The 14,829-nt window shown below is 73.8% G+C and carries 13 protein-coding genes; 3 read left to right on the top strand and 10 right to left on the bottom strand.

Annotated features, from left to right (window positions below):
• Window positions 1–3 precede the first annotated feature (3 nt).
• The 5 genes from ACFYOJ_RS25185 to ACFYOJ_RS25165 form a co-directional block, all read right to left on the bottom strand.
• On the bottom strand, window positions 4–1,932 hold the full coding sequence (locus ACFYOJ_RS25185; protein WP_356554135.1) for a copper resistance protein CopC: 1,929 nt from the start codon (window positions 1,930–1,932) through the stop codon (window positions 4–6).
• A 13-nt stretch (window positions 1,933–1,945) separates the two neighbouring features.
• The gene (locus ACFYOJ_RS25180; protein ID WP_356554133.1) at window positions 1,946–2,416 is read right to left on the bottom strand and encodes a copper chaperone PCu(A)C; all 471 of its coding nucleotides are present in this window, start codon (window positions 2,414–2,416) and stop codon (window positions 1,946–1,948) included.
• Entirely contained in the window at window positions 2,413–3,063 is a 651-nt protein-coding gene (locus ACFYOJ_RS25175) for an SCO family protein (protein WP_356554131.1), read from the bottom strand. Before ACFYOJ_RS25175 ends, ACFYOJ_RS25180 begins: the two co-directional genes overlap by 4 nt.
• A gap of 81 nt (window positions 3,064–3,144) precedes the next feature.
• Window positions 3,145–3,894, bottom strand: coding sequence for a YcnI family protein (locus ACFYOJ_RS25170; protein ID WP_356554130.1), 750 nt, complete (start codon window positions 3,892–3,894; stop codon window positions 3,145–3,147).
• A gap of 151 nt (window positions 3,895–4,045) precedes the next feature.
• The gene (locus ACFYOJ_RS25165) at window positions 4,046–4,882 is read right to left on the bottom strand and encodes a hypothetical protein (protein WP_356554128.1); all 837 of its coding nucleotides are present in this window, start codon (window positions 4,880–4,882) and stop codon (window positions 4,046–4,048) included.
• Window positions 4,883–5,163: 281 nt separating this feature from the next.
• Here ACFYOJ_RS25165 and ACFYOJ_RS25160 point away from each other — a divergent pair, with 281 nt between their 5' ends.
• Complete coding sequence (locus ACFYOJ_RS25160; RefSeq protein WP_356554126.1) at window positions 5,164–5,628, top strand: ATP-binding protein; 465 nt, start codon at window positions 5,164–5,166, stop codon at window positions 5,626–5,628.
• 86 nt (window positions 5,629–5,714) lie between these two features.
• On the opposite strand, the gene ACFYOJ_RS25155 is transcribed toward ACFYOJ_RS25160, so the two are convergent.
• Window positions 5,715–7,202 carry an aminopeptidase P family protein gene (locus ACFYOJ_RS25155; RefSeq protein ID WP_356554124.1) on the bottom strand — a complete coding sequence of 496 codons (1,488 nt, stop codon included), beginning with the start codon at window positions 7,200–7,202 and terminating at the stop codon, window positions 5,715–5,717.
• Between the two features lie 99 nt (window positions 7,203–7,301).
• Window positions 7,302–8,705 (bottom strand): PP2C family protein-serine/threonine phosphatase, encoded by a 1,404-nt coding sequence (locus tag ACFYOJ_RS25150; RefSeq protein WP_356554123.1) that lies wholly within the window; start codon window positions 8,703–8,705, stop codon window positions 7,302–7,304.
• A 617-nt stretch (window positions 8,706–9,322) separates the two neighbouring features.
• On the opposite strand from ACFYOJ_RS25150, the gene ACFYOJ_RS25145 reads away from it, so the two are divergent.
• Entirely contained in the window at window positions 9,323–9,988 is a 666-nt protein-coding gene (locus tag ACFYOJ_RS25145) for a bifunctional DNA primase/polymerase (protein ID WP_356554121.1), read from the top strand.
• A 321-nt stretch (window positions 9,989–10,309) separates the two neighbouring features.
• Here ACFYOJ_RS25145 and ACFYOJ_RS25140 read toward each other — a convergent pair whose 3' ends face one another.
• From ACFYOJ_RS25140 to ACFYOJ_RS25130, 3 genes are all read right to left on the bottom strand, one after another.
• Window positions 10,310–11,299, bottom strand: coding sequence for a DUF5926 family protein (locus ACFYOJ_RS25140; protein WP_356554120.1), 990 nt, complete (start codon window positions 11,297–11,299; stop codon window positions 10,310–10,312).
• A gap of 207 nt (window positions 11,300–11,506) precedes the next feature.
• Entirely contained in the window at window positions 11,507–12,058 is a 552-nt protein-coding gene (locus ACFYOJ_RS25135; protein ID WP_356554118.1) for an ATP-binding protein, read from the bottom strand.
• Between the two features lie 213 nt (window positions 12,059–12,271).
• On the bottom strand, window positions 12,272–13,099 hold the full coding sequence (locus ACFYOJ_RS25130; RefSeq protein WP_356554116.1) for a glycerophosphodiester phosphodiesterase: 828 nt from the start codon (window positions 13,097–13,099) through the stop codon (window positions 12,272–12,274).
• A gap of 296 nt (window positions 13,100–13,395) precedes the next feature.
• On the opposite strand from ACFYOJ_RS25130, the gene ACFYOJ_RS25125 reads away from it, so the two are divergent.
• Entirely contained in the window at window positions 13,396–14,742 is a 1,347-nt protein-coding gene (locus ACFYOJ_RS25125; protein WP_356554114.1) for a trypsin-like peptidase domain-containing protein, read from the top strand.
• Window positions 14,743–14,829 lie beyond the last annotated feature (87 nt).

Below are 14,829 nucleotides of genomic sequence, written 5' to 3'. Positions count from 1 at the left end.
GGTTCAGCCGATCTGCGCGTTCTTGGAGAGGGTCACCTGGTCGATGTCGGAGGTGCGCACGGTGACGGCGATCTTCCAGTCGCCGGCCATCGGGAGCTGCACCCCGCTCGCCGACCAGTGTCCGGTGGAGAGGTGTTCGGGGATCACGGGCAGGGGGCCGAGGTCCTTGGCCTCCAGGGTGAAGGCGATCTTGACCTCGGGGATATCGAAGGCGCGGCCGTCCGGGTCCTCGACGTAGAGGTGCAGGTCGTTGTCGCCGGTGCGGGCGGGGTCGAGTTCGATCCGTACGGTGCCCCTGCCGTTCGCGCTCCCGGTGTCGAAGGGCATGTCGAGGGCCAGGGGTCCGGACGCCGCGGGGGAGGCGGCGGTCCGGCCGGCGGCGCGGGCCTCCTGCTCGGTGCGTCCCGGTTCGGTCTGGGTCAGTACGGTGGTGACGGCGAGCAGGACGACGGCGACGCCCGCCTCGGCGAGGACGGAGCGGCGCAGTCCGAGACGGTGGGGGTCGGCGTCCCGCAGCCGTTTCTGCCGGGCGGTGTCCATGGCGGCCCGCTGGCGGGCGAGCTGGGCGGCGCGCCGGGAGTCGCCGGTCCCCTCCGCCTGGGCCGTCGACGTCTTTGACGCGGCCCGGGAAGCCCCCACGGTCTCCTTCTCACCGCCGTCGGCCCGCTGCTTCTCCTCCTGAGGGGCGGTGGCCGGCACCGGCCGGGAGGCCAGCCGCGCGGTCCAGCGCCGGGAGAGGTGGGCGACGCCGACCAGCACGGCCACGAGGGCGATCTTGACGAGGAGGAGCTGTCCGTAGCGGGTGTCGGTGAACGCCGTCCAGGAGCCGAGCTGGCGCCAGGACTGGTAGACGCCGGTCACGACGAGCGCGACCACGCTGCCGAAGGCGAGGCGGGAGAAGCGGCGCACGGCACGGGCGGGTACGGGGGTGTCGGCGGGTGCCCGGTACAGCGCGACGAGCAGGGCGGCGAGTCCGCCGAGCCAGCCGACGACGGCCAGCAGGTGGACGACGTCGACCGGCATGGCGAGACCCGCCTGGAGGCCGACGGAGGCGTGCTCGGCCATGGCCCAGGTCGCGGCCAGCCCGGTCGCCACGACGGCCCCGCCGACCGCGAGCCCGAAGGTGAGGTCCCGCTTCTCCTCGTCCTCGCGTCTGTCATGGGTGCCGAAGAGTACGGCGATGAACAGGGCCGCCGCGGCGAGCAGCAGCAGCCGGGAGACGAGCGCGGCGCCGGCCTTGGTCTGCAGGACCTGTCCGAGCAGGCCCAGGTCGAAGACGTCGGCGAGTTTCCCGGATCCGGTGTAGGAGCCGCGCAGCAGGAGCAGCAGCAGGGTCGCGGAGGTCAGCGCGAGCCATCCGGAGACGACGAGCCGCTGCAGCGGCCGTACGCCGGAGCCGCGCGGCCAGCAGGCCAGGACGAAGGCGGCGCCGCCGGCCAGGACGACGAAACCGGCGTAGGACACGTACCGTCCGAAGCCGTACAGCCCGCCGACCAGGCCGCCCCCCGCCTCCTGGACGTCGACGGCGGCGGAGGTCCTGGACGGGGCGCCGACGGAGAAGGTGTAGGCGCCGGAGACCGGGTGGCTGTCGGCGGAGACGACCTGGTAGGCCACGGTGTACGTGCCGTCGGGCAGCCCGGGGCGGAGCTTCACGGTGTACGTCGTGCCGCCGGTGCCCGCGGGTTGTCCGGTGTCGACGCGGGCGCCCTTGGGGTCGAGGACGCGCAGGGAGTCGTCGTCCAGGGAGACGGCCTCGGAGAAGGTGAGCGTCACCTGGGCGGGGGCCTTGTCGACCACCGCCCCCTGCCGGGGATCGCTGCCGGTCAGCGCGGCGTGCGCGGAGGCCGGTCCGGCGCCGGCGAGCAGCGCGCAGGCCGTGGCCAGGAGCAGCAGCACCAGGATCCGGACGCGTGGGGCGGTGGTCTGCGTCAAGGTGGTCCCTCCCTCAGTGTCCGGAGTGTTCGCCGGCGGGCCGGTACGTGGCGGCCTTCACCGGCATCTCGACCGTGACGGGGCCGGAGCGGGCGAAGTGCAGCTCGACGGAGACCGTCTCACCCTCTTCGAGCCGGCGCGTCAGCTTTTCGAACATCAGGTGGTTGCCGCCGCTCTCGAGCACGAGTTCGCCGTGCGCGGGCACGGGCAGGCGGCCGGCCTTCCTCATCGCGCCGCCGACGGTCTCGTGCACGGAGACCGGGCCGGCCGTGCTGGTGACGGAGGTCAGTTCGTCCTTGCCGTCGCCCTTGTTGGTGATAGTGAGGAAGCCGGCGGCCATGGTGGCGGAGACCGGTCGCGGTATGTAGGCGGCGCCGACGGAGAGGTCGGCGGCCGGGGAGCCGTCGGAACCGGAGCCGCCGCAGCCCGTGAGGGCCAGGGCGCCGAGGAGCGTGACGGCGGCCAGCGCGGGGCGGCCGGTCACGGGTTCTCCCCCTTGACGATCTTGGGGAGGTCCTTGGTGAAGTCCTCGACGCCGGCGTCCTTGTTGTAGAGGACGTAGCCGGCGTCGGTCTTCGGGGAGAAGGCGATGACCTGGGTGCCGTGGGTCGAGACGATGGTGCCGTCCTTGTCCTTGGTCGGCGGGTCGATGGAGATGCCGAGGGTGCGGGCGCCGGCCTGGACGGTGGCGAAGTCGCCGGTCAGGCCGATGATCTGGGGGTCGATGCCCTTGAGCCAGGTGCCGAGGGCGGCGGGGGTGTCCCGTTCCGGGTCGGTGGTGACGAACACGACGCGCAGCTGCTGCTGCTCGGCCGGGGACAGCTGCTTCTTGGCCACCGCGATGTTGTTCATGGTGAGCGGGCACACGTCGGGGCAGTGGGTGTAGCCGAAGTAGATCAGGGTGGGCTTGCCGGCGGTCTGCTCGCGGAAGTCGTACTTCTTGCCCTGGGTGTCGGTGAGGACCAGGTCCGGCTTCTCGAAGGGCTTGTCGAGGACGGTGGCCGCCTGCTGGGTGGTGTCCTCGGAGACCATGGTGACGGGCTTGTCGCTGTCGCCGTTGCCGCCGCAGGCGGTAAGGGTCAGGGATGCGGCGGCGAGCAGTGCGGCCGCGGCGAATGTCTTCTTGCGCATGGAGAGATGTCCCGGGTGTGAGGTGCGCCGGTGTGCGCCGGGCCCCGAGCGGGGCCCGGCGCACACCGGGGATGGGTGCGGTTACGCCGACGCGCCGGTGTTCCGGCGGCGGCCGGCGAGGACGCCGTACGCGACGCCCGCGGCGCCGACGACGATGCCGGTGACGCCGAGTACGCGGGCGGTGGTGTCGCTGCTGTCGCCGGAGCCGGAGTCGGCGGTGCCGGCCGCGGTGTTCTGCGCGGTGGAACCGGCGCCGGTGCCGGTCTTCGCGCCCGCCGCGCCGTGGGCGTCGCCCTCGGCGTCGGTCAGTTCGAGTACGGGCGCCGGGTTGTCGGGCTCGTCCTGGCCCTCCTGCGGCACCTCGATCCAGCGCACGACCTCCTTGTCGGAGTACGTCTGGATCGCCTTGAAGACCAGCCGGTCGGTGTCCTCGGGCAGGGCGCCGACGGACAGCGGGAACTTCTGGAAGTAGCCCGGCTCGATGCCCTTGCCCTCGGCGGTCCAGGTCACCTTGGTGACGGCCTCGGTGAGCTTCTCACCGTGCGACTCCAGCGGCTTGTCCAGCGCGGACCTGGTGACGTCGGCCTTCCAGCCGGGGACCGGCTGCGGCATCACGGACGCCAGCGGGTGGTCGGCGGGGAGGGTGATCTCCAGCTTGGTGGTGGAGGTGTTGTCGCGCTCGTTGGGGACCTTGAAGCCGATGACCGCGTAGCCGCCCTTGGCGGCCTTGCCCTCCGGCTGCACGCTGACGTGCGCGAAGGCCGGGGCGGACAGGGCGAGGACGGCGATGCCGGCCGCGGTGCCGGCGGCGGCGATACGGGAAACCTTCATGGACGGAGTGCTCCGCTTCTGTGGTGACCGGCGAGGAGCCGGTGCCAGGGGTGTCAGGAGGGATGCGCGCGTGCGCGCGCGTGCCGCACGACGGCGGCCCCCTGCGCACCCGGCCGGGAGGCCGAAGCGGGTGGTGGGTGGGCGCGTCGTGTCAGGCGGCGAGGGCGAAGCCGGCCGGCGGTCCGCGCCTGATCACCGTGTGCTGGAGGGCGGTGGTGCGCAGCCGCGCCGGCACGAGCAGTGCGGTGAGCGGCGGGCGCGGGCCCGTGCGGGGAGCGTCCGCGAGGCCGCGGTGCAGGGCGCGTACCAGCGCCAGCGCCCCGCGCAGGGCGCGTACGAGCGCTGCCTCGGCCACTGCCTGGGCCGAGTGCGCGGAGAGGGCCATGAGCCGTGTGACGGCCAGGTCCCCGCGCCGCAGCAGCCAGCCGGCGGCGAGTGCCGCGAGGACGTGGCCGAGCAGCATCGGCAGGGAGGGCAGCAGTGAGGCGGGGGAACCGGCCACGGTGGACAGGGCGTCCGCCGGGTGGTGTGCCGCGCCGGTGCGGGCGCCGGAGCCCGGCGCGATCCGGGCGTCGGTGAGGATCCGCTGGGCCTGGGCCGGGCTGATCGCCGCCGCGGTGGTCCCGCACACCAGCCGTGCGGCCTGCTGGACGAGCGAGGCGTCGGACAGCGGCCCGCCGCCGGGGGAGGCGGGGGCGGCGGTCGCGGTGCCGTGCTGTCCCAGTCCGAAGAGTGCGTGCAGGGCGGTCTGTCCGGCCGCCAGCAGCACCGCGATTCCGGGCAGTGAGCGTTCACGCCCGGCGAGGGGTGCCGCGACCAGGACCGCCCCGAGGAATCCCGCGCCCAGTGACCACAGGGGAACCGTGGCGCAGGAGGCCAGGGTGTGCCCCGCCGCGGACAGCACGACGCAGACCGCGGCGAACACCGCGGCCCGCAGGATCCGGAGGTCGTTCCCGGAGCGCGCCGAAGGCGGGTGGGGGGCAGTCATGGCGGCCCCATCATCCCACCGGCGGCCCCCGCCCCGTACGGCAGGTCCGCAAGATGCCCTACGACCGGGATGGTCACCCTCTGGTGCCCGCCGCCCCACATGCGCCGGTCGCCGCGTTCCCCCGTTTCGGCCGGGAACGGTGCATACCGGTCGTCGCATACACCGGTCACCCTGACGGCCGCATCCGCCGTACGGGCGGTCCGCGGCGGACATCGCGCTTACGCCCGGGGACGAGGGGCAATACGTAACGGTATGTCGAGCCGCGGCCGGGAGGCTGGAGCATGAGCATCTGGTGGTCACTCCATCTGCGGCGCGAGGCTGCGAGCGTGCCCCTGGCCCGCCGCCTGCTGCTCGGCACCATGGAGACCGCGGGCGTGGACCCCGACATCTCCTTCGACCTCTCCGTCGCCCTCAGCGAGGCCTGTGCCAACGCCGTCGAGCACGGTGGGGACGACGTGCCCGGCGGGCCGTCGCAGGCGTACCGCGTCACGGCCTATCTCGACGGGGAGCGGTGCCGCATCGAGGTCGCCGACACCGGTCCCGGTTTCGGTGCCGGTGCGCCCGGCCGGCCGGAGGCGGCGCCCCGCACGGCGGCCGCCGACGCCGAGCACGGCCGGGGCCTGTGTCTCATCCGGGAACTCGCCGACCACGTCCACATCGGCAGCGCGCCGGGCCGGACGGGAGCCGTGGTGAGCTTCGACAAGATCCTCAAGTGGCGGGAGGACGCCCCGCTCGTGGCCGTGTGACCGGCGCCGGGCCCGGCCCCCGCCGGGCTCCGCGCACACGCCGACGGCCGGGCACCGCACGCGGTGCCCGGCCGTCGGCGTGCGGGTCAGCCCTTCAGCGCGGCCATCCACGCCTCGACCTCGTCCGACCGGCGCGGCAGCCCGGCGGACAGGTTCCGGTTGCCGTCCTCGGTGACGAGGATGTCGTCCTCGATGCGGACGCCGATGCCCCGGTACTCCTCGGGCACGGTCAGGTCGTCGGCCTGGAAGTACAGGCCGGGTTCGACGGTGAGGACCATGCCGGGCTCCAGCGTGCCGTCGACGTAGGTCTCGGTGCGCGCGGCGGCGCAGTCGTGGACGTCCATGCCGAGCATGTGGCCGGTGCCGTGCAGGGTCCAGCGGCGCTGCAGGCCCAGCTCCAGCACGCGCTCGACCGGGCCCTCGACCAGACCCCACTCGACGAGCCGCTCGGCCAGCACCCGCTGGGCGGCGTCGTGGAAGTCGCGGTACTTGGCGCCCGGCTTCACCGCCGCGATGCCCGCCTCCTGGGCGTCGTACACGGCGTCGTAGATCTTCTTCTGCAGCTCGCTGTAGCGGCCGTTGACCGGCAGGGTGCGGGTGACGTCGGCCGTGTAGTACGTGTGCGTCTCCACGCCCGCGTCGAGCAGCAGCAGGTCGCCGGAGCGGACCGGGCCGTCGTTGCGGACCCAGTGCAGGGTGCAGGCGTGCGGGCCGGCGGCGGCGATGGTGCCGTAGCCGACGTCGTTGCCCTCCACGCGGGCGCGCAGGAAGAACGTTCCCTCGATGTAGCGCTCGCTGGTCGCCTCGGCCTTGTCGAGGACCTTCACGACGTCCTCGAAGCCGCGCACGGTGGAGTCGACGGCCTTCTGCAGCTCGCCGATCTCGAAGTCGTCCTTGACCAGGCGGGCCTCGGAGAGGAAGACGCGCAGCTCCTCGTCGCGCTCGGCGGTGACCTTGTCGGTCAGGGCCGCCTCGATGCCGGCGTCGTGGCCGCGCACGACGCGCACCGGTCCGGTGGCCTCGCGCAGCTTGCCGGTCAGTTCGCGCACGTCGGAGGCGGGGATGCCGTACAGCTTCTCGGCCTCGGTGAGGGAGTGGCGGCGGCCGACCCACAGCTCGCCCTGGCCGTCCAGCCAGAACTCGCCGTTCTCGCGGTCGGAGCGGGGCAGCAGGTAGATGGTGGCCTTGTGGCCCTCGCCCTCGGGCTCCATGACCAGGACGCCGTCCTCGGTCTGGTTGCCGGTGAGGTACGCGTACTCGACGGAGGCGCGGAAGGCGTACTCCGTGTCGTTCGAGCGGGTCTTCAGGTTGCCCGCGGGGATCACCAGGCGCTCACCGGGGAAGCGCGCGGAGAGCGCGGCGCGGCGGGCGGCGGTCTCGGCGGCCTGGGCGATCGGCTCCAGGTCGCGCAGCTCCGTGTCGGCCCAGCCGGACTTCATGTTCTCGGCGAGCTCGTCGGACACGCCCGGGTACAGGCCGTTCTTGCGCTGCTTGATCGGCTCTTCGGGCTCGGTCTCCGGGCCCGCTGCGTCAGCAGCAAGATCGGTTGCTGCCGGGGTGAGCTCCTCCGCCACGGTCATCCTCCTTGATACGGCACTGGACCACCCCCCATCGTACGGTCGTACGGAAAGGGGCCCAGGGCCGAAGGACCCGTCATACCGTGCGGTGGTGCGTCACCGGTCGAAGCGGACCGCCAGCAGCACCACGTCCTCCTCGGAGTCCGCCTCGGCCGCGCCGTCCGGCAGCATCGTGCGCAGCACGTGGCCGGCGACGGCGTCCGGGTCGTGGCGCTTGGCGCGCGGCACGCCGGCCGCCGCGGCGTGCAGCCGGGCGAAGGCGCGGTCGACCGGTTCGCCGGTGCGGCGCAGCAGGCCGTCGGTGTAGAGCAGGACCGTCTCGCCGGGTTCGGCCCGGAGTTCCACGCTGGGCGCCTCCCAGCAGGCGAGCATGCCGAGCGGCGCGGAGACGGAGGTCTCCACGAACTCCGTGCGCCGCTCGCCGGTGAGCAGCGGCGGGCTGTGGCCGGCGCCGGCCAGGGTGATCCGGCGCAGCGCGGGCTCGCAGTAGGCGAACAGGGCGGTGGCCGAGCGGGCGGGCTCGGTGAGCCGCAGCAGCAGTTCCAGGTCGGACAGGACCGCGACCGGGTCCTCGCCCTCCATCACCGCGTACGCCCGCAGGGAGGCGCGCAGCCGGCCGGTGGCGGCGACCGCGCTGGGCCCGCAGCCGGTGACGGAGCCGACGGCCAGCCCGAGCGCGGCGTCGGGCAGCGGCAGGGCGTCGTACCAGTCGCCGCCGCCGCGCGGGCCGGTGAGGCGGCGGGCGGCGAGCCGCACGCCGGGCACCCGCGGCAGCCGTGCGGGCAGCAGCTCCTCCGTCATGGTCGCCATGTCCGCGCGCGTGCGCTCGACCTCCAGGAGCCGGGCCAGGTGCTCGGCGGCGTACCGGGCGTACAGCCCCACGAGGTGGCGTTGCCGCTCGCGCGGCTCGGCGGGTTCGTCGTAGAGCCAGACGGCGGCGCCGAGGCGGCCGGTGCCGTCGGCGGACAGGGGCAGGGCGTAGCTGGCGGCATAGCCGAGGCGGGCGGCGACCTCGCGGTGGCGGGGGTCGAGGCCCTCCTCGGCGAACAGGTCGGGCTCGGCGATGCCGCCCTCGGCGACCGGCAGGCCTTCCAGGATCCGCCCGTACGCCAGTGAACTGCGCGGCACCGTCTCGATGTGACCGAGGTCGGCGCGGGCCAGGCCCAGGCCGGTGGTGGTGTCCGGGCCCCGGCCGTCGGCCGGTTCCAGCACGACGAGACCGCGCCGGGCGCCCACCAGGGCGGCGCCGGCGCGCAGCAGTTCCTGGAGCGCTTCGGACAGGGAGCCCGTACGGGCGAGGCGCTCGGTGAGCTCGTGCAGGGTCGTCAGGTCCGACACCCAGCCGGCGAGCCGGTCCTGGAGGAGGACGCCCGGAGCGCCTGCGGAGCCCGGGGTGTTCGGCGGGACCGGAGGGATACCCGTGGCGGACGTGACAGTGTGTGCGGGAGAGGGCACGGTCGAATCGATTCCGGCCACTTTCGCAGAGTGCGGGGCGTTCATGGTGTCCGGCTTTCCGACCGGTGCTTACTGCTCAAAAGCATCGCAAACCCCCATGTCGTTCTGCGCCGCCGGCAGTGTCTCCACATGTACACGCACTCGTGAGGAGATGTCCAGCATTGTCCTGCGGGGATTCCTGGTGTCCGAGGGGCGGAAGCGGCTTTATCCCGATCCCCTTGTGGAAGAACGAAGTTGGCTTGAAACTGCCCTGGAGGATGTCTTGTTGCGGTCTTCTGGGGGTGCTCCACGGCGCGTCACAGCGGCCGCGATGGGTACGTACTCGGTGAAGGCCAGGGGTGGCCGGACGTCACCCGGAACCTGGCGGCGGACCCGGGCGTCCTATCCACCGACGACCGTGCCCCATCCTCCCGTGGCGGAGGCGGAGAGAAATACGCGGAACGGCAAACGCCAGACTTCGCCACCCCGCGCCACGCCCATGCTCCTGATGGGCGCAGCAGGACGCAGCCGCCGCGGACGCAGTCAGAGCCGGAGTCACAGGGGTTCCCCTTGCCCGCGGCAGGGGTGTGATGCGCCACCAGCTACGCACAGCGAAGAGATCGACTCATGGTGTGAGACGACCACGGTGTTGCCAGGCGTGCAACGGAAAGGAACGAGCGCTCATGCGCGAGATCCTCGGAAGGCGACGCAGGCTCCTGTCCCGTCGAGGCGGCGGGCGGCCTGAGCTGATCGGCGCGGCCCTGACCTACGCGACGCAGTGGCGGTGGCCCGTGCTCCCCGGTGTGGCGGCGGACCCGCAGGCGCACTCGCGCTGCGCGTGCCCCGATCCCGAGTGCACGGTGCCGGGCGCGCATCCCTTCGATCCCGGCCTCCTCGCCGCGACCACCGACGAGCGGATGGTGCGCTGGTGGTGGACCAACCGGCCATCGGCGCCGATCGTCCTGGCCACCGGGGGCGGTGCCCCGTGCGCCGTCTCCCTGCCCGCCCTGCCGGCCGCCCGTGCGCTGGCCGCCCTGGACCGCGCCGGTCTGCGGACCGGCCCGGTCGTCGCCTCGCCCACCCGCTGGGCGCTGCTCGTACGGCCGTACTCCCTGGAGCAGTTGGGCGAGCTGCTCCACGCCAAGGACTTCGTTCCCGGCTCCCTGCGCTTCCACGGCGAGGGCGGTTACCTCGCCCTGCCTCCGTCCGGGACCGGCCGGGGGGCCGTCCGCTGGGAGCGGGCGCCGCTGCCCGGATCCGCCTCGCCCTGGCTGCCCGACGTGGAGGCCGTGGTGGACGCGGTGGTCGACGCCCTCACCCGTACGGGCGTGAGCGCGCCCGAGCTGTGAGGTACGGATGCCGGCGGTAGCCGGCGTGTGCCGGGCCGGGCGCGGGGCGGGATCAACTCGCTCCGGAGCGCGCCCTGTTGGCGCACGGATGCGGTGCGTGAGCGGCGGGGCGCATGGAAAGACCCGGTTGCTGGCGACGGGGGATGCACCAGCAACCGGGCTACTCGAACGGTAACAAGAGATCGGCGGTTAGCAAATTCGATCTCCTGTTTTCCGGTCACCGACTGGCGCGATATCAGCGGGAGTTGTGACTGGAGTCACCCGCTCCGCGTCCCGGTGGCCCGGCCGGGCCACCGCGACGCGATGTGCGCCGGCCGCGGGTCAGCTGAGGGTGACCTGCCGGTTGGTCAGGCCGCCGCGGGCCCGGCGCTCGTCGGGGGTGAGCGGCGCGTCGGTGGCCAGTGCCCCGGCGAGCCGCTCGGCGAACTCGGCCGCCGGCTTCTCCACGTCCTCGGCGGTGATCCCGCTCGGCAGGTCCCAGACCGGGACGGTGAGCCCGTGGGCGCGGAAGGAGCCCACGAGCCGGGTGCCCTCACCGAGGCTCGACCGGCCCGCCGCGTGCAGCCGGGCGAGAGCGTCCAGAAGGCGCTCCTCCTCGTGCGGCATGACCCAGCGCAGGTGGTTCTTGTCCGGCGTCTCGCACCAGTACGCGGCGTCCACGCCCTGGAGCCGGACGGTCGGGATGGCCGCGGCGTTGGCCCGCTCCAGGGAGGCGGCCACCTCCGGCGTGGCGTTCTCCGCGTCCGGGACCCAGAACTCGAAGCCCTCGTGCACCACCGGCTCGAACGCCCCCTCGGCGGCGAGCAGGTCCTGCAGCCGCGGACCGTCGGCCGGCACGCGACGGCCCTGCACCGGCGTGCCCGGCGGCGCGGTCAGGGCCCGCTGGAGGGTGTCGGCGAGGTCGCGGCTGATGTCGCCCGACGCCGTGTCGTTCTGCAGGCCGAGCAGCACCGAGCCGTCGTCGCGGCGCAGGGCCGGCCAGGCCATCGGCAGCACCGTGGCCAGCGTGACCGAGGGGACGCCCTCGGGCAGGCCGTCCCTCAGCGTCAGCTCGGCCGTGGCAGCCGGGACCAGTTCGCGCAGCGCCACCCAGTCGCACTCGCCGGGCAGCCCCTCGAAGGGGCGCTGCACCAGCTCGGTGGTGGCCTGCGCGGCGGCCCGGCCGTGGCAGGCCTTGTAGCGGCGGCCGCTGCCGCAGGGGCAGGGCTCGCGGGCACCGACGACCGGGAAGTCCCCGTCGGCGCCTGCGGCGCGGGCTCCGCCGGTGGTCTGGGGCCGCCTGGCCTTCGTCTGGGGTCGCTTCTTGGCCATCGTGGGTGTCTCCCGGTTACGGCTCTACTCGTACGGGCGCGAGCCTAGCCGTTCACCACCCGGCCGACCGGCCCCTGTGGACGACGGGCCGTCCATGGACACCGCCCCCGCCCTTCCGGGGGAAGGGGCACCGCGCACGGCGCGGCGCATGCGCGCAGTCGGCCCTCCGCGCCGGCCCGGCGCCCCGCGCGGCGGCACGCGGACGGGTCAGCCCAGGTCGTCGAAGGCATCCGCGAAGTCCAGTCCGGGAATCTCCGACACCGCCGGCGCCGCGACGCGCGAGGCGAAGTCGTCACGCCGGTGCGCGGCGTCCGTGTCGTGCACGTCCTCGTGGACGACGACCCAGACCGTGACCTCGCCGCACGCCCCGTCCCGTACACCCCAGTCCTCGGAGAGCGCCGTGATGATGTTCAGCCCGCGGCCGCCGTGCGCGGTGACCGAAGGGGTCGCCGGAGCCGGGCGGGTCGGGCCGCCGCCGTCCGTGACCTCCACGACGAGCCGGCCCGCCGCGTCCACCCGCCACGCGGCGAGGACGTCACCGTCCCCGGCCGGCGCGTCGCCCAGCGGACGGCCGTGCTTGCACGCGTTGCTCAACAGCTCGGAGAGAACCAGCACGGCGTCGTCGATGACCGATTCCGCCACACCGCCTCCGCGGAGCTGCTCCCGCATCCGGCGCCTTGCCTTCCCCACGCCCGCAGGGCCATGAGGAACGGCCATGCTCGACGACGTGGGCACCTCCTGTGCCACCACCAACGCCACCCCCGAGACCTCCTTCGCCCCACGCCACGGAGTGGATGCCCTTCTGACCTGAGCCGGAAACCGGCAGGTCGCCGCCCAGTGACGCATTCGTCATGCACGGACACGCACCGAACGCGCCGGAGCACTCCCCGTCACCGGGTGGCCGGAACCCGCCGGTGCGGCCGGGGCCGTGGAAGAGGCGCCCGGACCGCCGGGGCAAGGCCTGCGGACGCGTCACCGGCCGAGGTGGTCCAGGACGGCGCGTGGCCGGTTGGTGATGACGGCGTCGACGCCCAGCCGGGCGCAGAGATCCACGTCCGCGGTCTCGTTCACCGTCCACACGTGCACCGGGTGTCCCGCCCGTTTCAGCCGCTCGACGTACGCGGGGTGGTTGCGCACGATGCGCAGCGAGGGGCCCGCGATCCGGGCACCCGCCGGCAGCCGTCCGTCGCGCAGCCGGGGCGGGACGAACTGCATGAGGTAGACCGTCGGCAGGGCCGGCGACGCGGTCCGCACCCGGTGCAGCGAGCGCGCCGAGAAGCTCATCACACGCACCGGCGACTCCTCGGCCGAGGCGGGGGCGTCCAGCCCGAACCGCTTCAGGAGCTGGAGCAGCCGCTCCTCCACCTGCCCCGCCCAGCGCGTGGGGTGCTTGGTCTCGATGGCCAGCTCCACTCGCCGGCCCGCGTCCGACACCAGCTCCAGCAGCCGCTCCAGGGTGAGGACGGACGTCTCCTCCCGGTCCTCGGGCCGGTGCTCCCAGTCGGGCTGCTCGTCGCGCGTGCGCCAGAACTCCCGGGTCCTGCGGACACCGAAGTCCAGCGCCGCCAGGTCGGCGAGCTCCAGCGCCGAGACCGCGCCCCGGCCGTTGGAGGTGCGGTCGACGCGCCAGTCGTGGACGCAGACGAGGTGGCCGTCGGCGGTCAGGCGCACATCGCACTCCAGAGCGTCCGCCCCGTCCTCGATCGCCTTCCGGTACGCGGCCAGGGTGTGCTCGGGCGCCTCCTCCGAGGCCCCCCGGTGGGCGACGACCTGGATGCGGTGCTGTCGTGGCTGGGTCACCGCGTCATGGTGCCACCGCCCACCGGCGGACGCGCCGCCGGAGTCGTCACCGCCGTGCCCGTTTAGTCTTGGATGGCCTGTACAGATGACTTGTACAGGGACGACCGCGGGCCCACAGCATCCGCTTACGGTGCTCTGACGGCTCGTGGGAAAAGCTGTTGGCATACGAAACCCCTGCACCGACGCATGCGCAGCCGCTGCGCGCCGGGCCGTGGACCAGCACGCGTGAGCGTGGCCGGGCGCGACCGGTACGGCCCGTGCGGACCGGCGGCAGTCGTGGATCGAGGAGAGAAGCTGTGAGCACCGAGAACGAGGGCACCGCGGTACCCCCGGCCCCGCCCGCACCTCCCGTGCCGGCGGATTCTCCCGCAGCCTCCCGGCCGGCCGAGCCGCCCCGGTCGCCGTCCGCCCCCGACGCCTCCTGGCCCCCGCCCCCGCCCCCGGCGGTCCCCTCGTACGGCGGCGGGGAGGGCTCCGGCGGCGGCTGGGGCGCCTCGTACCAGCCACCCGCGCCGAAGGCCGGCCGCGGCCGCGGCGGACTGGTCGCCGCGGTCCTGGTCGCCGCTCTGGTCGCGGGCGGCCTGGGCGGCGGACTCGGCTACACCCTGGCCAGGAACAACGACGAGAACGGTTCCACGACGGTCTCCGCCTCCGACACCGGCGGCTCCCTCAAGCGCGACGCGGGCACCGTCGCGGGCGTGGCCGCCAGGGCGCTGCCCAGCACGGTCACCATCCAGGCCGAGGGAAGCAACGGCGAGGGCGGCACCGGCACGGGCTTCGTCTTCGACAAGCAGGGCCACATCGTCACCAACAACCACGTGGTGGCGGAGGCGGTCGACGGCGGCAGGCTCAGCGCCACCTTCCCCGACGGCAAGAAGTACGACGCCCAGGTGGTCGGCAACGCGCAGGGCTACGACGTGGCGGTCATCAAGCTCGAGGACGCCCCCTCCGACCTGAAGCCGCTGCCGCTCGGCGACTCGGACAAGGTGGCCGTGGGCGACTCGACGATCGCGATCGGTGCCCCCTTCGGCCTGTCCGACACGGTGACCACGGGCATCATCAGCGCCAAGAACCGTCCCGTGGCCTCCAGCGACGGCAGCGCGAGCAGCAAGGCCTCCTACATGAGCGCCCTGCAGACCGACGCCTCGATCAACCCGGGCAACTCCGGCGGCCCGCTGCTGGACGCGCGGGGCAACGTGATCGGGATCAACTCGGCGATCCAGTCCACGAGCAACGGCGGCTTCGGCGGCAGCGGCCAGGCGGGCTCGATCGGCCTGGGCTTCGCCATCCCGATCAACCAGGCGGAGTTCGTCGCCAAGGAGCTGATCAGGACCGGCAAGCCGGTGTACGCCAGGATCGGCGCCTCCGTCTCCCTGGAGGAGACGACGGACGGCGCGAAGATCACCGAGCAGGGCGTCGGCGGCTCCGAACCCGTCGAGCCGGGCGGCCCCGCGGCGGCCGCGGGTCTCAAGCCGGGCGACGTCATCACCAAGCTCGACGACACGGTGATCGACAGCGGCCCGACCCTGATCGGCGAGATCTGGACCCACAGGCCCGGCGACAAGGTCACGATCACCTACGAGCGCGGCGGCAAGCAGCACACCACCGAGCTCACCCTCGGCTCCAAGACCGGCGACGACTGACCCGTGGGGGGGGGGGGGGGGGGGGGGGGGGGCGCCCCCCCCCCCCCGGCGGGGGGGGGGCCCGCCGCCGCCCCCCGGGCGGGCGGG

This window comes from Streptomyces sp. NPDC006384 (genome assembly GCF_042870695.1).
Classification (GTDB): Bacteria; Actinomycetota; Actinomycetes; order Streptomycetales; family Streptomycetaceae; genus Streptomyces.
The sequence above is the reverse complement of the archived record's forward strand: the minus strand, read 5'-3'. Positions and strand labels throughout refer to the sequence as shown.